At 70.4% G+C, this 20,164-nt stretch carries 16 protein-coding genes; 11 read left to right on the forward strand and 5 right to left on the reverse strand.

All coding sequences use genetic code 11. The annotated features are described in order from the left end of the window. Window positions 1-65 precede the first annotated feature (65 nt). The 8 genes from metH (at window position 66) to AB0C33_RS43150 (ending at window position 11,009) form a co-directional block, all read left to right on the forward strand. On the forward strand, window positions 66-3,530 hold the full coding sequence (gene metH / locus AB0C33_RS43115) for a methionine synthase (protein WP_358298989.1): 3,465 nt from the start codon (window positions 66-68) through the stop codon (window positions 3,528-3,530). 21 nt (window positions 3,531-3,551) lie between these two features. Then, entirely contained in the window at window positions 3,552-4,193 is a 642-nt protein-coding gene (locus AB0C33_RS43120) for an HAD family phosphatase (RefSeq protein ID WP_358298991.1), read from the forward strand. An 85-nt stretch (window positions 4,194-4,278) separates the two neighbouring features. Beyond that, entirely contained in the window at window positions 4,279-4,743 is a 465-nt protein-coding gene (locus AB0C33_RS43125) for a cellulose synthase (protein ID WP_358298993.1), read from the forward strand. Between the two features lie 274 nt (window positions 4,744-5,017). Next, window positions 5,018-6,016: an ABC transporter permease gene (locus AB0C33_RS43130; RefSeq protein ID WP_352364026.1), complete on the forward strand. Its 999-nt coding sequence runs from the start codon at window positions 5,018-5,020 to the stop codon at window positions 6,014-6,016. A 63-nt stretch (window positions 6,017-6,079) separates the two neighbouring features. Further along, on the forward strand, window positions 6,080-7,849 hold the full coding sequence (locus tag AB0C33_RS43135) for an ABC transporter substrate-binding protein (RefSeq protein ID WP_358298995.1): 1,770 nt from the start codon (window positions 6,080-6,082) through the stop codon (window positions 7,847-7,849). 93 nt (window positions 7,850-7,942) lie between these two features. Then, window positions 7,943-8,956 (forward strand): ABC transporter permease, encoded by a 1,014-nt coding sequence (locus AB0C33_RS43140; protein WP_352364030.1) that lies wholly within the window; start codon window positions 7,943-7,945, stop codon window positions 8,954-8,956. After that, the gene (locus tag AB0C33_RS43145; protein WP_358298997.1) at window positions 8,953-9,981 is read left to right on the forward strand and encodes an ABC transporter ATP-binding protein; all 1,029 of its coding nucleotides are present in this window, start codon (window positions 8,953-8,955) and stop codon (window positions 9,979-9,981) included. Before AB0C33_RS43140 ends, AB0C33_RS43145 begins: the two co-directional genes overlap by 4 nt. Beyond that, window positions 9,978-11,009, forward strand: coding sequence for a dipeptide ABC transporter ATP-binding protein (locus tag AB0C33_RS43150; RefSeq protein ID WP_352326884.1), 1,032 nt, complete (start codon window positions 9,978-9,980; stop codon window positions 11,007-11,009). The genes AB0C33_RS43145 and AB0C33_RS43150 overlap by 4 nt, the downstream gene beginning before the upstream one ends. A 72-nt stretch (window positions 11,010-11,081) precedes the next feature. Here the strand turns inward: AB0C33_RS43150 and AB0C33_RS43155 are convergent, their stop codons facing one another. The 3 genes from AB0C33_RS43155 to AB0C33_RS43165 form a co-directional block, all read right to left on the reverse strand. Further along, window positions 11,082-11,765, reverse strand: coding sequence for a response regulator transcription factor (locus AB0C33_RS43155; protein ID WP_358298999.1), 684 nt, complete (start codon window positions 11,763-11,765; stop codon window positions 11,082-11,084). Then, window positions 11,762-12,937: a sensor histidine kinase gene (locus AB0C33_RS43160; RefSeq protein ID WP_358299001.1), complete on the reverse strand. Its 1,176-nt coding sequence runs from the start codon at window positions 12,935-12,937 to the stop codon at window positions 11,762-11,764. Before AB0C33_RS43160 ends, AB0C33_RS43155 begins: the two co-directional genes overlap by 4 nt. 86 nt (window positions 12,938-13,023) lie before the next feature. After that, on the reverse strand, window positions 13,024-13,884 hold the full coding sequence (locus AB0C33_RS43165) for a RecB family exonuclease (protein WP_352364040.1): 861 nt from the start codon (window positions 13,882-13,884) through the stop codon (window positions 13,024-13,026). 116 nt (window positions 13,885-14,000) lie between these two features. Between AB0C33_RS43165 and AB0C33_RS43170 the strand changes: the two genes are divergently transcribed. Both AB0C33_RS43170 and AB0C33_RS43175 read left to right on the forward strand, forming a co-directional pair. Continuing rightward, window positions 14,001-15,137: a site-2 protease family protein gene (locus tag AB0C33_RS43170; protein ID WP_358299004.1), complete on the forward strand. Its 1,137-nt coding sequence runs from the start codon at window positions 14,001-14,003 to the stop codon at window positions 15,135-15,137. Window positions 15,138-15,453: 316 nt separating this feature from the next. Continuing rightward, window positions 15,454-17,001 (forward strand): FHA domain-containing protein, encoded by a 1,548-nt coding sequence (locus AB0C33_RS43175; protein WP_358299006.1) that lies wholly within the window; start codon window positions 15,454-15,456, stop codon window positions 16,999-17,001. Window positions 17,002-17,477: 476 nt separating this feature from the next. Here the strand turns inward: AB0C33_RS43175 and AB0C33_RS43180 are convergent, their stop codons facing one another. Together AB0C33_RS43180 and AB0C33_RS43185 are read right to left on the reverse strand one after the other, a co-directional pair. Next, the gene (locus AB0C33_RS43180; RefSeq protein WP_352364046.1) at window positions 17,478-17,948 is read right to left on the reverse strand and encodes a hypothetical protein; all 471 of its coding nucleotides are present in this window, start codon (window positions 17,946-17,948) and stop codon (window positions 17,478-17,480) included. Between the two features lie 188 nt (window positions 17,949-18,136). Continuing rightward, entirely contained in the window at window positions 18,137-19,228 is a 1,092-nt protein-coding gene (locus tag AB0C33_RS43185) for a GNAT family N-acetyltransferase (RefSeq protein WP_358299008.1), read from the reverse strand. A 55-nt stretch (window positions 19,229-19,283) separates the two neighbouring features. Here AB0C33_RS43185 and AB0C33_RS43190 point away from each other — a divergent pair, with 55 nt between their 5' ends. Beyond that, on the forward strand, window positions 19,284-20,135 hold the full coding sequence (locus AB0C33_RS43190) for a tRNA (adenine-N1)-methyltransferase (protein WP_352326892.1): 852 nt from the start codon (window positions 19,284-19,286) through the stop codon (window positions 20,133-20,135). The last annotated feature ends 29 nt before the right edge of the window (window positions 20,136-20,164 follow it).

Here is a 20,164-nt window from a genome sequence, read left to right on the forward strand (position 1 = left end):
GGACGCCAGGTCAATTGACAGGCGGAAGAATAAGCGGTCGGGACTCAGCCGATAAGCTCTACGGCATGAGCATCTCCCCGTCCTTCCGAGAAGTGTTGTCCCAGCGCGTGATCGTGGCCGACGGGGCTATGGGCACGATGCTCCAGGCGCAGGACCCGACGCTCGACGACTTCGAGGGGCACGAGGGCTGCAACGAGGTCCTCAACGTCACCCGTCCCGACATCGTCCAGGGCGTGCACGACGCGTACTTCGCCGTCGGCGTCGACTGCGTCGAGACCAACACCTTCGGCGCCAACCTGGCCGCGCTCGGCGAGTACGACATCGGCGAGCGCGTCTTCGAGTACTCCGAGGCCGGCGCCCGCATCGCCCGCGAGCGGGCCGACCACTGGTCCACGCCGGAGCAGCCGCGCTTCGTCCTCGGCTCGATGGGGCCTGGCACCAAGCTGCCGACGCTGGGCCACCTGCCCTACCGGAGTCTGCGCGACGCCTACCGCGACAACGCGGCCGGCCTGATCGCGGGCGGCGCCGACGCGCTCATCATCGAGACCTGCCAGGACCTGCTCCAGGTCAAGGCCGCCGTCATCGGCGCCAAGCGGGCCGTCGAGGCGGCCGGCCGGGACGTCCCGATCATCGCCCAGGTGACGATCGAGACCAACGGCGCGATGCTGCTCGGCTCGGAGATCGGCGCCGCGCTCACCGCGATCGAGCCGCTCGGCGTCGACATCGTCGGGCTCAACTGCGCGACCGGCCCGGCCGAGATGAGCGAGCACCTGCGCTACCTCGCCCGCCACTCCCGGCTCAAGCTGTCCTGCATGCCCAACGCCGGCCTGCCGGTGCTCACCTCCGACGGCGCGTACTATCCGCTGTCGGCGCAGGAGCTGGCCGACGCGCACGAGACCTTCGCCCGCGACTACGGCCTGTCGCTGGTCGGCGGCTGCTGCGGCACCACCCCCGAGCACCTGCGCCAGGTGGTCGAGCGGGTGCGCGGCAAGGAGCCGGTCGCGCGCCGCCCCCACCCCGAGCCCGGCGCATCCTCCCTCTACCAGACGGTCCCCTTCCGCCAGGACACCTCCTACCTGGCCATCGGCGAGCGCTGCAACACCAACGGCTCCAAGGCCTTCCGCGAGGCGATGCTGGAGGGCCGCTGGGACGACTGCGTGGAGACCGCCCGCGACCAGGCCCGCGACGGCGCCCACATGCTCGACCTGTGCGTCGACTACGTCGGCCGCGACGGCGTGGCCGACATGAAGGAGCTGGCCTTCCGCTTCGCCACCGCCTCCACGCTGCCGATCATGCTCGACTCCACCGAGCCCGCCGTGCTCCAGGCCGGCCTGGAGATGCTCGGCGGCCGGGCGGCCGTCAACTCCGTCAACTACGAGGACGGCGACGGCCCCGACTCCCGCTTCCAGAAGATCATGCGCCTGGTGCGCGAGCACGGCGCGGCCGTCGTCGCGCTGACCATCGACGAGGAGGGCCAGGCCCGCACCGCCGACTGGAAGGTGCGCGTGGCCTCCCGCCTCATCGAGGACCTGACCGGCAACTGGGGCATGCGCGTCGAGGACATCATCGTCGACTGCCTGACCTTCCCCATCGCGACGGGCCAGGAGGAGACCAGGCGCGACGGCCTGGAGACCATCGAGGCCATCCGCGAGCTCAAGCGCCGCTACCCGGGCGTGCAGACCACGCTGGGGCTGTCCAACATCAGCTTCGGCCTCAACCCGGCCGCCCGCATGGTGCTCAACTCGGTGTTCCTCAACGAGTGCGTCAACGCCGGCCTCGACTCCGCCATCGTGCACGCCTCCAAGATCCTGCCGATGGCCCGCATCCCCGACGAGCAGCGCCAGGTCGCGCTCGACATGGTCTACGACCGCCGCCGCGAGGGCTACGACCCGCTGCAGCGCTTCATGGACCTGTTCGAGGGCGTCGACGCCGCGGCCATGCGCGCCGGCAAGGCCGAGGAGCTGGCCGCGCTGCCGCTGTGGGAGCGGCTCAAGCGGCGCATCATCGACGGCGAGCGCAAGGGCCTGGAGGCCGACCTCGACGACGCGCTCACCCAGCGGCCCGCGCTGGAGATCATCAACGAGGTGCTGCTCGACGGCATGAAGACGGTCGGCGAGCTGTTCGGCTCCGGCCAGATGCAGCTGCCGTTCGTGCTGCAGTCGGCCGAGGTGATGAAGGCCGCCGTGGCCTACCTGGAGCCGCACATGGACCGCGTCGAGGGCGAGACCAAGGGCCGCATCGTGCTGGCCACGGTCAAGGGCGACGTGCACGACATCGGCAAGAACCTGGTGGACATCATCCTGTCCAACAACGGCTACCAGGTGGTCAACCTCGGCATCAAGCAGCCGGTCTCGGCCATCCTGGAGGCCGCCGACGAGCAGAAGGCCGACGTGATCGGCATGTCCGGGCTGCTGGTGAAGTCGACGGTCATCATGAAGGAGAACCTGGAGGAGATGAACTCCAGGGGCCTGTCGGAGAAGTACCCGGTGCTGCTCGGCGGCGCCGCGCTCACCCGCGCCTACGTCGAGCAGGACCTCGCCGAGCTGTTCGAGGGCGAGGTGCGCTACGCCCGCGACGCGTTCGAGGGCCTGCGGCTGATGGACTCGTTCATGGCCGTCAAGCGCGGCGTCGAGGGCGCCACGCTGCCGCCGCTGCGCGAGCGGCGGGTCAAGACCGGCGCGGTGCTGCAGCGCACCCCGGTCGAGGAGCTGCCCGCCCGCTCCGACGTGGCCGCCGACAACCCGGTGCCCACGCCGCCCTTCCACGGCGACCGCGTGGTCAAGGGCATCTCGCTGAACGAGTACGCGGCCTTCCTCGACGAGCGCGCCCTGTTCCTGGGCCAGTGGGGCCTCAAGCCCACCAGGGGCGGCGACGGGCCCGGCTACGAGGAGCTGGTCGAGACCGAGGGCCGGCCCAGGCTGCGCATGTGGCTGGAGCGCATGCAGACCGAGGGCCTGCTGGAGGCGGCCGTCGTCTACGGCTACTTCCCGTGCGTCAGCGACGGCGACTCGCTGATCATCCTGGGCGACGACGGCAACGAGCGCACCCGCTTCACCTTCCCGCGCCAGCGCCGCGACCGGCACCTGTGCCTGGCCGACTTCTTCCGGAGTAAGGACTCCGGCGAGGTCGACGTCGTCGGCTTCCAGGTGGCCACCATGGGGGCCAAGATCTCCCAGGCCACCGCCGAGCTGTTCGCCAAGGACGCCTACCGCGACTACCTGGAGCTGCACGGCCTGTCGGTGCAGCTCACCGAGGCGCTGGCCGAGTACTGGCACGCCCGGGTGCGCGCGGAGTGGGGCATCGGCGGTCAGGAGACCCTCGACGACATGCTCAAGGTCAACATCCAGGGCTGCCGCTACTCCTTCGGCTACCCGGCCTGCCCCAACCTGGAGGACCAGCAGCAGCTGTTCGAGCTGCTCGACCCGGGGCGCATCGGCGTCAGCCTGTCGGAGGAGTTCCAGCTCCACCCCGAGCAGGCCACCTCGGCGCTGGTCGCGCACCACCCCGAGGCCAAGTACTTCAACGTCTAGTTCGTCATCGGGGGAAAGCACGTGGAAGCGGTCTTCTTCGACATGGACGGCCTGCTCGTCGACAGCGAGAAGGTCTGGCTGGAGATCGAGACCAGGGTGATGGCCAGGCTCGGCGCCGCCTGGACGCCCCAGCACCAGGCCCACCTGGTCGGCGGGTCCATGGAGCGCACGCTCGACTACATGCTCGCCGTCTCCGGGGCCGACGTCCCGGCGCCGACGGTGCAGGAGTGGATGGTCGCCGGCATGGTCGAGCGCCTGGCCGAGGGCGTCGCCGTCATGCCGGGGGCCGCGGAGCTGCTGGAGGCGCTGCGCGACGAGGGGGTGCCGGTCGGCCTGGTCACCTCGTCGATGAAGGAGATCGCCGACGCCGTGCTGAAGGGCTTCGGCGAAGACCGCTTCGACGTCGTCGTCACCGCCGCCGACGTCGAGCGGACCAAGCCCGACCCCGAGCCCTACCTCAAGGCGGCCGGGCTGCTCGGCGTCGAGCCGGTGCGCTGCGTGGTGCTGGAGGACTCACCCAACGGCGTGGCGGCCGCCACGGCGGCCGGCTGCGCCGTCGTGGCCGTCCCCAACCTGCTGCCCGTCGAGCCGGCCCCCGGCCGTCTGGTGGTCTCCTCGCTGGCCGGCGTCGGCGTCGCCGATCTGCGCGCGCTGATCCCCTAGGGGGCGTCTGGTCCTCGCGGAGGAGAGGCCCCCGTCGTTTCGCGTGCCAGGATGGAAGGCGTAGTCGAGACGAGGGGCGGCCGTAATGTTCAATCAGATCGCCTGGTTGCCGCTGTGCGCCGGGGTGACGGCGGTAGGGCTGGTGCTGAGCTTCCTGGCCTTCAGGCGCCGGGGTGCGGCCGCGGGGATGAGGCTGGCGGCCTGGTCCCTGCTGCCGGTGGCGGCCTACCTGACCGGCGCGCTCAGCGCGCTGTGGACGATCGGGGCGACCGCGGTGGGGTTCGTCACCGGGCTGGTGCTCAACCCGATGGTGTGGGCCGGTGTGGCCGTGGCGGGCCTGGCCGCCGTGCTGTTCGTGGTCTCCGGGGTGATGCGCGGCCGCAGGCTGTCCTTGGGGCGCAAGAAGAAGGCCGCTCCCGAGCCGGGAGGGAAGCCGCCGGTTCAGCCCGTAGCGAACAAGCCCCAGCCGTCGGTGGCCCCGAAGACCCCCAAGACCGACGATGACTTCTCCGATATCGAAGCGCTTCTGAAGCGCCGCGGCATCAGCTGATTTCGGACGGAAACGGTCGTGGATCGGCACTGTCACAGTTCCGAGACCCAACCGGGACGGGCCGTAGACATTCACATCAAGATCGATACGAATAAGTTTCGCGTCAATCACAGTTGAGCCACATCGAGCGCTGAGGGACTGGTCATACCAGCTCAGGCCATAGATTCTGCCTCCTGGGGCCGCGACTCTGCGGACTCGCCTTGCACGGGCGCACTACCCTGACCGGGTCGCGCCGACACGGACGACGTCGTCTGGAATCCAGGGGGCCACTGGCATGACCGCACCGCTCGATGTTCCTGACTCGGCCGTCGAGGCCGGGCCGGAGACCGTTCTTGAGGGGGCGGAGTCTTCAGTCATCCGGGGGCGTTCCCTCGGGCAGATCGCCTGGATGCGCCTCAAGCGCGACCGCATCGCGATGATCGGCGGCATCGTCATCGTCCTGCTGATCCTCGTGGCGATCTTCGCGCCGCTGCTGGTGTCGTGGTTCGGTCACGACCCGGCCGAATGGCACCGGGAGAAGATCGACCCGGCGATCCAGGCTCCGATCGGCGCCTTCGGCGGCATGAGCTGGGACTTCCTGTTCGGTGTCGAGCCCACCACGGGCCGCGACCTGTTCAGCCGGATCCTGTACGGCGCCCGCATCTCGCTGCTGATCGCGTTCTTCGCGACGCTGCTGTGCGTGGTGATCGGCACCGTGCTGGGGATGATCGCCGGCTTCTTCGGCGGCTGGGTCGACACCATCATCTCCCGCCTCATGGACATCTTCCTCGCCTTCCCGCTGCTGGTGTTCGCGCTGGCGCTGGCCGGCGTCATCCCCGACAAGGCGTTCGGCATGTCGGGCGACACCCTCAGGATCAGCCTGCTGGTGTTCATCATCGGCTTCTTCAACTGGCCCTACATCGGGCGCATCATCCGGGGCCAGACGCTCTCCCTGCGCGAGCGGGAGTTCGTCGACGCCTCCAGAAGCCTGGGCGCGCGCAGCCACACGATCCTGTTCAAGGAGATCCTGCCCAACCTGCTCGCGCCGATCCTCGTGTACTCGACGCTGCTGATCCCGTCGAACATCCTGTTCGAGGCCGCACTCTCCTTCCTCGGCGTGGGCGTGCGGCCGCCGACCCCCACGTGGGGAGGCATGCTGGCTGAGGCGGTCCACAACTACGACGTGGCGCCCAACTTCATGATCTTCCCCGGCCTCGCGATCTTCATCACCGTGCTGGCGTTCAACCTGCTCGGTGACGGCCTCAGGGACGCCTTCGATCCCAAGGCCCGATAAGGCCTCGTGAGTAGTTATCCGCAAGTTCTCTCAACTCCTAGATTCAAGGGGTGTGTCAGGTCGATGAAGATGAGATCTAAGGCGTCGGCGATCGCGGTGACCGCCGCTCTCGCCGTGGTCGTCTCCGCGTGTGGTGGCGGCGGCGGTGGCAGCAAGAACACCAGCGGCTCGGGCAGCGACGACAAGCCGTCCAGCAAGTACAACGCGGGCGTGACGGCGGTCATCAACCCGTCGGAGAAGGTCGGCGGCACCCTGCACATGGGCATGCCCGGCGACTTCGACTCGGTGGACCCGGGCGACATGTACTACGGCTACGCCTGGAACTTCGCCCGCCTCTACACGCGCGCGCTCACCATGTTCAAGCCGGTCCCCGGCGAGGAGGGCCTGCAGCTCGTCGGCGACCTGGCCGAGGGCCTGGGCACGCCGAGCGACGGCGGCAAGACGTGGACGTACAAGCTGCGCAAGGGCGTCAAGTTCGAGGACGGCACCCCGGTCACCTCGAAGGACGTCAAGTACGGCGTGGCGCGCTCGCTGGACAAGGACATCCTGCCCAGCGGCCCGACGTACTTCAACGACTGGCTCGACGTCGGCAGCTACACCGGCCCGTACAAGATGAAGGGCAAGCTCGACGACTTCAAGGCGATCGAGACCCCCGACGACCAGACCATCGTCTTCCACCTGAAGAAGGCGTACGGCGGTTTCGACTACTTCGCCATGCTCCCGCAGACGGCCCCCGTGCCCGAGGCCAAGGACACCGGCTCGAAGTACAAGGAGCACCCGGTCGCGACCGGCCCGTACATGTTCAAGGCGCACGAGCTCACCAAGCGCATCGAGCTCGTCAAGAACCCGAACTGGGACGCGGCGACCGACCCCAACCGCAAGCAGCTCAACGACTCGATCGAGGTGCTGCTGGGCCAGAACGAGGACGACCTCGACCAGCGCCTGCTCTCCGGCAAGATCGACGTCAAGGTCAACAGCACCGGCGTGGCGGCCAACGCCCGCAAGACGGTCCTGACCGACGAGAAGGTCAAGCAGTACGCCGACTCGGCCCCGATCGACCGCACCTGGTTCACCAACATCAACGGTGACGTGCCGCCGTTCGACAACATCCACTGCCGCAAGGCCGTGCTGTACGCGACCGACCGCTCGGCCATCCAGGGCGCCTACGGCGGCCCGGACGCCGGTGGCGACGTGGCCCTCAGCCTCATGCCGGCCAAGATGACCGGTTACGAGAAGATCGACCCCTACGGCGTCGAGGCCAACCCGACCGGCGACATCGCCAAGGCCAAGGAAGAACTGGCGGCCTGCGGCCAGCCCAACGGCTTCAGCACCACCATCTCCTTCCGCAACGAGCGCTCTGCCGAGAAGCAGACCGCCGAGTCGCTGCAGCAGTCGCTCGGCCGCGTGGGCATCAAGCTGGAGCTCAAGGGCTTCCCGCAGGGTGACTACTTCAAGCTGTACGCCGGCAAGCCCGACTTCGCCAAGAAGAACAACCTGGGCCTCATGGTCTACGGCTGGGGCGCCGACTACCCCGAGGGCTTCGGCTTCTTCCAGCAGATCGTCGACAGCCGGGTCATCCGTCCCGCCGGTAACACCAACCTCGGCGTGAAGGACCCCAAGATCGACGAGCTGATCGACCAGGCCGCGGGCGAGACCGACGCGACCAAGCGCAACAGCATCTGGGCCGCCGTCGACAAGCAGGTCATGGAGTCGGCCTACATCCTTCCCTACGTCTGGGCGCACGGCCTGTTCTACCGTCCGCCGCAGCTGAAGAACGTCTTCGTCTCCCAGAACTGGGGCATGTACGAGTTCCTCACGCTGAGCACCCAGTAGCAACGGCGCATACTGCCGGAACGTCCCGTACCGAAAGCAGGTGAAGGCTTCGGCGGCCGGGCTCACAAGGCCCGGCCGCCATGGCCGAGATCAGTGTTCACATACATTCTCAGACGGTTGATAGCGGCCGTCATGCTGCTCTTCGTGGTGAGCATCGCGACGTTCGCCATCTTCTTCCTCGTGCCTCGGCTCGCTGGGATGTCCGCTGACGACCTGGCCTCCCGGTACGTGGGCAAGGCGGCCAACGCCGAGGTGATCCACGACACGGCTGTGCGCCTCGGCTTCTACGACCCGATCCTGGTCCAGTACGGGCGTTTCGTGCAGGGCATCTTCGTCGGCGTCGACCGCAACTACGGCCCCGGCATCGAGCACTGCCCGGCGCCCTGCTTCGGCTACAGCTACGTCAGCCAGAACCCGGTCCTGCCCGACCTGCTCAACCGCCTGCCGATCACCTTGTCGCTGGCGCTCGGCGCGGCCGTGGTGTGGGTCATCTTCGGCGTGGCCACCGGCGTGCTGTCGGCGCTGCGCCGCGGCAGCTTCTTCGACCGCCTGTCCATGGGCATCGCCCTGGCCGGCGTCTCGCTGCCGATCTTCTTCACCGGCATCGTCTCCCTGGCCATCTTCCGCGACCAGCTCGGCCTGGTCGGCGACGTGGCCGACTGGGTGCCGATCAGCGAAGACCCGCTCACCTGGGCCAACAACCTCATGCTGCCCTGGGTGACGCTCGCCTTCCTGTACGCCGCCGGCTACGCCCGCCTCACCCGCGCGGGCATGCTGGAGACCATGTCGGAGGACTACATCCGCACGGCCAGGGCCAAGGGCCTGCCCGAGCGGAAGGTGGTGCTCAAACACGGGCTGCGGGCCACGCTCACCCCCGTGGTCACCATGTTCGGCCTCGACCTGGGGCTGCTGCTCGGCGGCGCCGTCCTGACCGAGAGCACCTTCTCGCTGCCCGGCATCGGCAAGTACGCCGTCGACGCCATCAGCAACAACGACCTTCCCCAGGTGATGGGCGTCACGATCGTCGCGGCGGCCTTCATCATCCTGGCCAACCTGATCGTCGACCTGCTCTACGCGGTCGTTGACCCGAGAGTGAGGCTGGCGTGAGTCCCTTCCTCGACGTCAAGGACCTGAAGATCCACTTCCCGACCGACGACGGCCTGGTCCGCTCCGTCGACGGGCTGACCTTCAGCCTCGAACGCGGCAAGACCCTCGGCATCGTCGGCGAGTCCGGCTCGGGCAAGTCGGTGACCAGCCTCGGCATCCTCGGCCTGCACAAGGGCAAGGGCGCCAACGTCTCGGGCGAGATCTGGCTCGACGGCGAGGAGCTCGTGGGCGCCTCGCAGGAGCACGTGCGCGGGCTGCGCGGCAAGAAGATGGCGATGATCTTCCAGGATCCGCTGTCGGCGATGCACCCCTTCTACACGGTCGGCGACCAGATCGTCGAGGCGTACCGGATCCACCACAAGGTCACCAAGGCCGTCGCCAAGAAGCACGCCGTGGACATGCTGGGCCGCGTGGGCATCCCCGAGCCCCAGCGCCGCGTCGACTCCTACCCGCACGAGTTCTCCGGCGGCATGCGGCAGCGCGCGATGATCGCCATGGCGCTGTCGTGCGACCCCGAACTGCTCATCGCCGATGAGCCGACCACCGCGCTCGACGTGACCGTGCAGGCCCAGATCCTCGACCTCATGGTCGACCTGCAGCGCGAGTTCAACTCCGCGCTGATCATCATCACCCACGACCTGGGCGTGGTGGCCGAGCTGTCCGACGACATCCTGGTCATGTACGGCGGCAAGTGCATCGAGTACGGCACCGCCGACGACATCTTCTACCGTCCCGAGCACCCCTACACATGGGGTCTACTGGGATCGATGCCCCGCCTCGACCGGGAGCCCACCGAACGGCTGCTGCCGATCAAGGGCTCGCCGCCGTCCCTGATCAACGTGCCTTCGGGCTGCGCCTTCCACCCCCGCTGCCCCTACGCCGAGCGCACCGGGGGCAAGTCCAGCAGCGAGGTGCCCGGCCTGATCGAGACCGAGGGCGGCCACCTGGTGCGCTGCCACATGAGCAGGACGGAGCGGCGGGAGCTGTGGGAGAACGAGATCAAGCCAGTGCTGGAGAGCCAGTGAGCGAGACGGTGACCGCGAACGAGCCGCTTCTTTCCGTCCAGGGGCTGGAGAAGCACTTCCCGGTGACGAAGGGCCTGCTCAAGCGGCAGGTCGGCGCCGTCAAGGCGGTCGACGGGGTCAGCTTCGACGTCTACAAGGGCGAGACGCTCGGCCTGGTGGGGGAGTCCGGCTGCGGCAAGTCCACCACCGGCCGCCTGGTCACCAGGCTCCTTGAGCCGACCGGCGGCAAGGTCGTCTTCGAGGGCCAGGACATCACGCACATGGGGCAGGGCAGGCTCAGGCCGCTCCGCCGCGACATGCAGATGATCTTCCAGGACCCGTTCTCGTCGCTGAACCCCCGCCACACCGTCGGCACCATCGTCGGCGCGCCCTTCCGCATCCAGGGCGTGCAGACCGAGAACGGCGTCAAGAAGGCGGTCCAGGACATCCTCGCCCTGGTCGGGCTCAACCCCGAGCACTACAACCGCTACCCGCACGAGTTCTCCGGCGGTCAGCGGCAGCGCATCGGCATCGCCCGCACGCTCGCGCTCAAGCCCAAGCTCATCATCGCCGACGAGCCGGTCTCCGCGCTCGACGTGTCCATCCAGGCCCAGGTCGTCAACCTGCTGGAGGACCTGCAGAACGAGCTCGACCTGACCTACGTCGTGATCGCCCACGACCTGTCGGTGGTGCGCCACATCAGCGACCGGGTCGCGGTCATGTACCTGGGCAAGATCGTCGAGATCGCCGACCGCAAGAGCCTCTACAGCTCGCCGATGCACCCCTACACCAACGCCCTGCTGTCGGCCGTGCCCGTGCCCGACCCCAAGGCGCGCAAGGAACGCGAGCGCATCAGGCTCACCGGCGACGTGCCGAGCCCGCTCAACCCGCCGCCCGCCTGCCGCTTCCACACCCGCTGCTGGAAGGCGCAGGAGATCTGCAAGACGGTCGAGCCGCCCCTGGAGGAGCTGGCCGGCGGCCACCGCGTGGCCTGCCACTTCCCGGAGAACGCGCCCGCCGCCGCGACCGCCGCGGCGACGCAGGCCTGACCCCGGTGTGACGCGGGCCTGACGCGGGCCCTGAGACCTTGCGGCCGCCGCCCTCCTGCCGGGGCGGCGGCCTCAGGACGTCGCGCCGGGCGTGATCAGCCCGGTCTCGTACGCCAGCACCACGGCCTGCACGCGGTCGCGCAGCCCCAGCTTGGTCAGCACGTTGCCCACGTGCGTCTTGACCGTCGTCTCGCTCACCACGAGCTTGGCCGCGATCTCCGCGTTGGACATGCCCTTGGCGATCAGCCGCAGCACCTCCAGCTCCCGCTCGGTCAGCCGGTCGAGGCGGGCCGGCGTGGCCTGCTCGTAGGCCGAGGGCAGCCGCTTGGAGAACCGGTCGAGCAGCCGCCTGGTCACGCTCGGCGCCACGATCGCGTCGCCCGCCGCCACCACCCGGATCGCCTGCACCAGCTCGTCGGGCGGCACGTCCTTCAGCAGGAAGCCCGACGCCCCCGACCGCAGCGCCTCCACGATGTACTCGTCGAGGTCGAACGTGGTCAGCACCAGCACCTTCGGCACGTGCGCCGTGGGCGCGGCCTCCCGCACGATCCGGCGGGTCGCCTCGATGCCGTCGACGCCCGGCATGCGGATGTCCATGAGCACCACGTCGGGCAGCAACGCCCTGGTCTGCTCCATCGCGTCCTTGCCGTCGCCGGCCTGGCCGACCACCGTGATGTCGGACTCGGCCTCCAAGATCAGGCGAAATCCCGTGCGCAGCAGCGGCTGGTCGTCCACCAGCAGCACTCTGATCGTCATTGGCCGTCCTTCAACGGGAACCTCGCCCGCACCTCGAAACCGCCCCCCGGTCGCGGACCGATGTTCAGAATTCCACCATAGAGTGCGACCCGCTCGCGAATGCCGACCAGGCCGTGGCCCGTCCGGTCGGCCGCAGGCGCGGCGCCCCTGCCGTCGTCCTCGACGCGTACGTCGAGGCCCGAGGGGGCGTGCGAGACGGTGACCACCGCCTCGGCCCCGGCCCCGGCGTGCCGCAGGCTGTTCGTCAGCCCCTCCTGGACCAGCCGGTAGGCGGCCAGGTCGACCCCCGCGGGCAGCGGCCGCGGCTCGCCCTCCACACGCAGCCGCGTGGGCAGCCCCGCCTCGCGCATCTGCTCCACCAGCCCCGGCAGGTCGCCCACGCCCGGCTGCGGCCCCAGCTCGGCCCGCGCGTCGGTCCGCAGCACGCCCACGATGTTGCGCATCTCGGACATGGCCAGCCGCCCGGTGTTCTCGATCGCCGACAGCGCCTCCCGCGCCAGGTCGGGATCGGCGGCCAGCACCCGCCGCGCCGCGGCCGCCTGCACCGTCATCACGCTCACGTGGTGGGCCACCACGTCGTGCAGCTCACGGGCGATGCGCGAGCGCTCCTCGGCCCGCGCGGCCCGCGTGTCGGCCGCGTGGGCCCGCTCCAGCCGGGCCGCCCGGTCGCGCAGCTCCTCCAGGTACGCCCGCCGCAGCCGCAGGCTCCTGCCCGCCCCCCAGACCGCCAGCAGCACCAGCACCGCCACCACGTGCCCGCTCGCGCCCGGCGGCGTGACCGGCCCTGCTACCGCCCCCACCGCGTACGTCAGCAGCGAGACCAGCAGCCCGCCCAGCGCCACCGCCAGCCCCCGGTTGGAGGCCACCGAGTACACCAGCACCAGGCTGGACACCCCCGACGCGCCGGTGCCGTAACCCAGCGCGGTCAGCGCCGTCTCGGGGATCAGGCCGGCGCACAGCGCCGCCAGCGGCCAGCGCCTGCGCACCGCGATGGGCGCGGCGGCCAGCACCAGCAGCGTCGCCCCGAGCCCGTCGGGAGCGCGCATGCTCACCGTCGTCAGCTCCGCCGGCTCCAGGCGCTCGGGCCCGTAGAGGAGGAAGAGCGTCACCGAGGCCGCGGCCACCACCACGGCCAGGACCGTGTCGTGGAACAGGGGTCGGTCGATCCGCACCGCTTCACTGTAGGCCCAGGTGAGAGCCTTGAACTCCTCCCTTCGGAGGATAAGGGGCGGCCTGCGGGAGGGCTACGGGCCCAGGGCTACAGCTCGTCGGTGGCGGCGCGCCGGTTGCTGCGCACCGTGTCGCCGGGCTGGCGGTCGGGCACCGGCGGCGGGGTGCCGCCGAACTCCGGGCACAGCGCCTGATGGTCGCACCAGTCGCACAGCCGGCTGCGGCGCGCGCGCCACTCGCCGGTCTCCAGCGCCCGCTCGATCGCCGTCCACAGCGCCATCACCTTGCGCTCGGTGGCCAGCAGGTCGGCCTCGTCGGGGGCGTAACGCAGCACCTCGCCGCGCCCGCCCAGGTAGACCAGCTGCAGCAGCCGGGGCACCTGCCCGCGCAGCCGCCACAGCACCAGCGCGTAGAACTTCATCTGGAACAGCGCCTTGGCCTCGAAGTCGGGGCCGGGCGCGCTGCCCGTCTTGTAGTCGACCACCCGGACCTCGCCGGTGGGCGCCACGTCGAGCCGGTCGACGTAGCCCCGCAGCATCAGGCCGCCGTCGAGCACCGCCTGCACGTAGAGCTCGCGCTCGGCGGGCTCCAGCCGGGTCGGGTCCTCCAGCGTGAAGTAGCGCTCCAGCATCGCCCGCGCCTGCGCCAGCCACTCGGCCTGCTCGGCGTCGTCGGCGAACATCCGCGCGTACTGCTCGTCCTCCTGCAGCAGGCGCTGCCACTGGGGCTCCAGCAGCTCCAGCGCCGCCTGCACCGACCGGCGCGGCGCCGGCAGGTCGTAGAGCCGCTCCAGGACGGCGTGCACCACGGTGCCGCGCACGGCCGCGGGGGAGGGTTTCTCGGGCAGCTGGTCGATGACCCGGAACCGGTAGAGCAGGGGACAGGTCATGAAATCGCCTGCCCGGGACGGGGAGAGAGCTCCGATGATCACCGGTTCGGTCAACGTCATGCACCGCACTCTAGGTCAAGAGCCCGACAGAATAACCCTCGCCGGGACGAGGATCACGTGATCCGGCGCGTAGCATCGAGGCAGCAACAGCACGTAATGGACGTACGAGGAGTGCGGTGAGCGAGCAGAGCCCGCGTCAGGAGTTCCCCGGCCTTCGGATGGGGCGGCCCTTCGGCATCCCGGTGTACGTCTCCTGGACGTGGTTCATCGTCGCTGCCTTCATCACCGTCATGTTCGGCCCCCGCATGCGCGACATGCTGCCCGAGCTGGACAGCACCGTCGCCTACGCGGTGGCCTTCGTCTTCGCCGTGCTGCTCTACGTCTCGGTGCTGCTGCACGAGCTGGCCCACAGCGTGCTGGCCAAGATGTTCGGCCTGCCGGTGCGCCGGATCACCCTCTACTTCCTCGGCGGCGTGTCGGAGATCGAGAAGGAGCCGCCGACGCCGGGCAAGGAGTTCCTGGTCGCCGCCGCCGGGCCGGCCCTGTCGCTGGGCCTGGCCGGGCTCGGCCTGCTCGCCGACACGTACGTGATCAACGACGGCGGCATCGCCGAGGTGCTCATCTGGCAGCTGTGGGTGGCCAACCTCATCGTCGGCGTGTTCAACCTGCTGCCCGGCCTGCCGCTCGACGGCGGCCGGATGCTGCGCGCGGGCGTGTGGAAGCTGACCAGGAACCCCGGCTCCGGCACGGTCGTGGCCGCCTGGGGCGGGCGCGTGCTGGCCGTGCTGCTGGTCGTGCTGCCGTTCGCGACGTCGATGACGAGCGGGCAGGAGTTCGACCCGGTCGAGCTGCTGTGGCCGGTGGTGCTGGCCTCCTTCATCTGGATGGGCGCCACCCAGTCGCTGCGCGTGGCCCGCATCCGCGCCCGCATCCCGCAGGTCAACGCGCGCGCGCTGGCCCGCAGGGCGATCCCGGTGGCGGCCGAGACGCCGCTGGCCGAGGCGCTGCGGCAGGCCGCCGAGCAGCGGGCGGGCGCCCTGGTGGTGGTCGACCACGACGGACGGCCGGTCGCCATCGTCAACGAGGCCGCCGTCCAGGCCACCCCCGAGCACCGGCGCCCGTGGGTCGACGTGGGCTCGCTGGCCAAGGCGCTCGAACCGACCATGGTGCTGGCCGCCGACCTGACCGGCGAGCCGCTCATCGACGCCATGCGCTCGGCCCCCGCGGGTGAGTACCTGCTGGTGGAGCAAGGCGGCGACATCTACGGCGTGCTCGCCACCGCCGACGTCAACCGCGTCTTCACCGGGGTCTGACATGCCCGGCGCGTTTGCGGCTAAGGTCTTGTCCGGCCACTTCCCGTAGCCCGGCGATTTCGATGCCAGGACGGCAGGCCGATAGTCTTCTGTTTGGCCGAACTTGCACAGTTGACGGGTTGGTCGTGGTCCACCGGTTCACCGAATCGAGACGCCTGGGCCGCGACACGGCGTCGTCGTCTGGGTATGCGTATGGCTGGTGGCCGGCACGGCAGTGCGGGTGCCGTAATACCGCCGGCTTCCGGGAGGAGAGTTGAGTGACCGAGCGCAGCGAGGGCACCGATGAGCGCAGCACGGTCGTCATGAGGGAGGGCGCATGAGCGGCCAGGGCTTCGGAGTGGTGCGTCCCCTTCCCGGCGACGGGCTGGTCGCCTACATCGGCGGCCTGCTGCTGGTGTGCGACGCGGGCGAGGCGGCCGCCGACGGCCTGATCGAGGCGCTGCGCGAGACGGCGGCCTCCGGCGGCGACGGCCGGGCGCTGGCCCGCCGCGCGGCGCAGGTGCTGGCCGCCAACATGGCGGGCGACCCGGCCACGTGCGCGGTCGCCGGTCCCGTCGGCGGCGGCGTGGCCGTGCTGGTCAGCGGCTCGGCCTCGGCCTCGGTCAGCACCTCCGGCGGCGAGACGCGCCTGGCCGGCAGCGACTCCCTCACCTGGGCCGACCGGCTGATCAGCGGCCCGGTCGAGCGCGTCGAGCTCACCCTGCCCGGCGCCGGCAGTGCGCATCCCGCGGTCGGCTTCGAGGGCGGCGTCGTCCACGGCGGCGGCCTGATCGGCGACCTCACCGACCAGCCGTCGCACGTCCGTCCCCAGGGACAGGCGGCCGACCGGTCCAGGCCGCTCACCAGCGAGATGCCCAACACGGCCCTGCACATGGAGCCCGACCTGGCGCCGCCGCCCGAGCGGCCCGCCGAGCGGCCAGTGGAGCGGCCCGTCGAGCGGCCTCCCTATCCGCTGGCCGACCAGCCGCCGATCGTCCAGGGTCCGCCCTCGGGCGCGCAGGCCGGCGTCCCGCACCCGGGCCCTCAGCCCGGTCCCCACTCCGGTCCTCACTCCGGCCCGCCGTCGCTGGACCAGCCGCCGTTCGGGCACGAGCAGCCGCCCTTCGGTCAGGAGCAGGCCCCGTTCGGGCACGAGCAGCCGCCCTACCTCCCGCCCCAGGACCAGCCTCCCTTCCTGCCCGTGCAGGAGCAGCCCCAGCCCGAGCCCCAGCAGCAGTTCCCGTCCTACGACGAGCTGCCGCCGTCCGGCAACGGCATGGCCGACCAGCAGCAGCACATGGGTCCGCCCGATCACTTCGACCAGCCGGCCCCGCCCGTGCTCGGCCCGCCGGAGCACTTCGACCACCCGGGGCCGCCGCCGCAGGAGCAGCAGCAGGGCGACCACGGCGACCGCCCGCTGGTCTACGGGGTCGACTGCAAGAACGACCACTTCAACGACCCGAGGGTGCCCTACTGCGCCGTCTGCGGCATCGCCCTGGTGCAGCGGACGCTGGTGCCGTACAAGGGGCCGCGGCCCTCGCTCGGGGTGCTCATCCTCGACGACGGCACGGCGCTGCCGCTGGAGAGCGACTACCTGCTGGGCCGTGACCCCGAGCGCGCGCCCGAGGTGGCGGGCGGCTCGGCCCGGCCCGCCAAGGTCACCAGCCCCGACGGCTCGGTCTCGCGCCGCCACCTGCGGGTGGCCCTCGACGGCTGGGACGTCAACCTGGTCGACCTGGGCTCGGTCAACGGCACCCAGATCCAGCCGCCCGGCGACCCCAACTTCTACGACATCCCGCCCAACGAGCCGGTCACCATCGCGCCCGGCACGACGGTCCGCGTGGGCGTCTCCCGCACGCTCCGCTTCGAGGCCCACCGGGGCTGATCCCGGCACCTGTCCGCCCGCACCTCTTTCCCGGGGGTGCGGGCGTTCGTGTTTCCGGAAACTCTTTAGGAAATGCGTCAGGAATGTCCGGTGGCAAATGGCTGAATGGGAATTGTCGGGGCCGGGGGAGGGGGTGAGTAAGGGGATTTCGTGGGCGCTGGGCGATATTTCGGGAAAAGTCGGGACCGGGCTCGCGGCCCTTTCCGAAAGAGGGATCCGGACCGTCCCAAAGGGGCGGCCGTGCCGATGGGACAGTCGTTCCGAGGGGGCGGAAGTCCGGAAGGTGCAGCCGTTTCGAGGGGCGGGCGGTCCGAAGGTGGAGCCCGCCCTGAAGAGGTGGCAGACCCGAAGGTGCAGCCCGCCCTGAAGGGGCATGCAGGCCCGAAGGTGCAGGTGTTTCGAGGGGGTGGGGGTTCGGAAGGGGCGGTCCATGCCCGAAGGGGCGGGCGGTCCGGGAGGGTGGCTGGGGCTGGGGGTCAGGTGGGGCGGAAGGTGCGTACGCCGCGCAGCAGGCGCACGGCCGCCTCCAGGCCGCGGGCCCCCTCCACCGCCCGTCCCGCCGCCGTCGCGTACCGGCTGAGCAGGTGTTCGTCCCCCTCCTGGAACCCCCGTCCCGCCACCCACACGAACGTGTGGTCGCGGACCTGCGCCGGCACCGGCACGGCCAGGAACCCCGGCTCGCCCATCGTCTCGTCCCGCGCCAGCCGGAGCGACCCCTCCGCGGCGGCCAGCTCCTTCAGCACCCCGGACCCCGACAACCAGCGCCGAACCCGCAGCGGGTCTCCCGGCGGCGCGTGGACGTGCAGCGGACGGGCGTCCCGCCGCAGGACGTCCACGTGCACGAACCCCGCGTACGCGGTGCCCGCCACGGCCGCCGCGGCGCGCGCGAGCCGATCGATCACGTCGGCGACCTCCAGGCAGGAGAACGCGGTGATGAGTTCACGCATGGCGATATCGACACGGTTGTTTGGCATCGCGGTGATTCCCTCGGGTGGAGGGGGGAAGAGATCGCGCGGCCCGATCACGCGAAACTCCGAACGGTGCCCGGAGTATCACCCTCGACGCGGCTCTTGACTACCCCTCAACAGGAAATTGCGATTTTTCCGCATTTCGCAGGGAGGGCCGGTCGAGCCGTTCACGACGAGCGCAGCCGCACCCACTCCACGTCGTCCGCCCGCGTGCCGTCCGGCTTCGGGAACAGCTCCCGGTGCAGGCTCTCCCTGCTGAAACCGGCACGTTCCAGCACCGCGTGCGAGGCCGCGTTCACCACGTCGGTGCCCGCCACCACCCGGTGCAGGGCCGTGCGCGCGAACGCCCAGTCGACCAGCAGCCGCACCGCGCGGGTCATGAACCCCCTGCCGCGGAAATCCGGCACCAGCGAGTAGCCGATCATGGCCTGCCCGAGCACGGGGACGACCTGCATGAGCTGGAGGTGCCCGGCGAACGCGCCGGTGGCGGCGTCCCTGACCGCCAGTTCGATCCGCTGCCCGGTGACCCACCAGTAGCCGGTGCAGCGGCAGCGCTGCTCGTCCTCCTCCAGGGAGGCGGGCGGGGTCAGGGAGTAGGCGGTCACACTCGGGTCGCACATCATCCGGTGGTACTCCGGGGCGTCCTCCACCGAGAGCGGCACGAGCCGCACCACGCCGTCGGTCAGCTCGCCGCCGTCGAAGAAGGGCAGGTACGGCTCCTCGGCCGCCGCCGGCTCCCCGGCGATCCGGGCGAAGGACACCAGGTCGGCCCACCGCCCGTCGCGCAGCCGCTTGGCCTTGCGCCGCCGGCCCTCCTCGCGGAACCCGGCCCTGAGCGCGACCCTGAGGCTGGCCACGTTCTCCACCTCGGCCTGCAGCTCCACCCGGTGCACACCCTGGTCGGTGAGCCAGTCGGACACCGCTCTGGCGGCCCGGGCGGCCACGCCCCTGCCGCGCGCCCACGGCGCCACCACGTAGCCGATCTCGGCCGTGCCCCAGCGGTCGGGCGGGCGGACCCCGATCGCGCCGGCGTACCGGCCGTCCTCGGTGACGGCCCACTCCGCGCCGCCCGACGCCCACTTGTCCTCGGCGAACTTCAGGTAGGCGCGGGCGTCCTCGATCCGGTACGGCGACGGCAGCAGCGGCAGATGCCGGGCGGTGACGGGATCGTCCATCATGCGCGCGATCGCCTCTGCGTCGGGGTCGGCGGGCATTCGCAGGATCAGGGGACCGGTGGAGATCACGTCGCGCGGGAGCATCCCCCATAGATACCGCGCGTCCGCGCGCGTGAGAAACCCATATAACCTTGCCGCCATGGGTTTCCGCAGGCATGGGCCGTTCCAGGCAGGGGATCAGGTGCAGCTCACCGACCCCAAGAACAAGCGCCACACGATCACGCTCAAGCAGGACGGCGTCTTCCACACGCACAAGGGCGCCATCCCGCACAGCGAGCTGATCGGGCAGCCTGAAGGCTCCGTCGTGCGGTCCTCCGGCGGCACCGCCTACCTCGCCTTCCGCCACCTGCTCCAGGACTACACGCTCGCGATGCCGCGCGGCGCGGCCGTCATCTATCCCAAGGACGCCTCGATGATCGTCGGCATGGCCGACGTCTTCCCCGGCGCCCGGGTGATCGAGGCCGGCGTCGGCTCCGGCGCCCTGACCTGCTTCCTGCTGCGCGCCGTCGGCCCCGAGGGCCACGTCACCTCCTACGAGCGCCGCGAGGAGTTCTCCGAGGTGGCCCGCAAGAACGTGGAGAAGTTCTTCGGCGACCCGATGGAGGACAACTGGCGCCTGGTCGTCGGCGACCTGGTCTCCTCGATCGACGAGGCCGACGTCGACCGCGTCATCCTCGACATGCTGGCCCCCTGGGAGTGCGTCGACGCCGCCGCCAAGGCCCTCACGCCGGGCGGCGTCATCTGCTGCTATGTCGCCACCACCACCCAGATGTCCAAGACCGTGGAGGCCATTCGCGATCACGGGTGTTTCACCGAGCCTCATGCGTGGGAGACCCTGGTTCGCGACTGGCATGTCGAAGGGCTCGCGGTTCGTCCCGATCATCGGATGATCGGCCACACCGGCTTCCTCGTCAGCGCCCGCCGCATGGCAGACGGAGTGACGCCGCCGCCGCGACGCCGCCGACCGAAGGGAACCACCGAGGAACTATGACAATTTGGCCACGAGGGTGCGTTGGTGCG

Origin of the sequence: Nonomuraea sp. NPDC048881, from assembly GCF_040649795.1 — a bacterium.
In the GTDB taxonomy this organism is placed as follows: domain Bacteria; phylum Actinomycetota; class Actinomycetes; order Streptosporangiales; family Streptosporangiaceae; genus Nonomuraea.

Bases quoted from the DNA above. Each gene is read 5' to 3' on its own strand.
- AB0C33_RS43125 (WP_358298993.1), top strand. From the start codon at position 4,279: ATGTTCAATCAGATCGCCTGGTTGCCGCTGTGCGCCGGGGTGACGGCG.
- metH (WP_358298989.1), top strand. From the start codon at position 66: ATGAGCATCTCCCCGTCCTTCCGAGAAGTGTTGTCCCAGCGCGTGATC.
- AB0C33_RS43130 (WP_352364026.1), top strand. From the start codon at position 5,018: ATGACCGCACCGCTCGATGTTCCTGACTCGGCCGTCGAGGCCGGGCCG.
- AB0C33_RS43135 (WP_358298995.1), top strand. From the start codon at position 6,080: ATGAAGATGAGATCTAAGGCGTCGGCGATCGCGGTGACCGCCGCTCTC.
- AB0C33_RS43175 (WP_358299006.1), top strand. From the start codon at position 15,454: ATGAGCGGCCAGGGCTTCGGAGTGGTGCGTCCCCTTCCCGGCGACGGG.
- AB0C33_RS43180 (WP_352364046.1), bottom strand. From the start codon at position 17,948: ATGCGTGAACTCATCACCGCGTTCTCCTGCCTGGAGGTCGCCGACGTG.
- AB0C33_RS43165 (WP_352364040.1), bottom strand. From the start codon at position 13,884: ATGACGTTGACCGAACCGGTGATCATCGGAGCTCTCTCCCCGTCCCGG.
- AB0C33_RS43155 (WP_358298999.1), bottom strand. From the start codon at position 11,765: ATGACGATCAGAGTGCTGCTGGTGGACGACCAGCCGCTGCTGCGCACG.
- AB0C33_RS43185 (WP_358299008.1), bottom strand. From the start codon at position 19,228: ATGCTCCCGCGCGACGTGATCTCCACCGGTCCCCTGATCCTGCGAATG.
- AB0C33_RS43190 (WP_352326892.1), top strand. From the start codon at position 19,284: ATGGGTTTCCGCAGGCATGGGCCGTTCCAGGCAGGGGATCAGGTGCAG.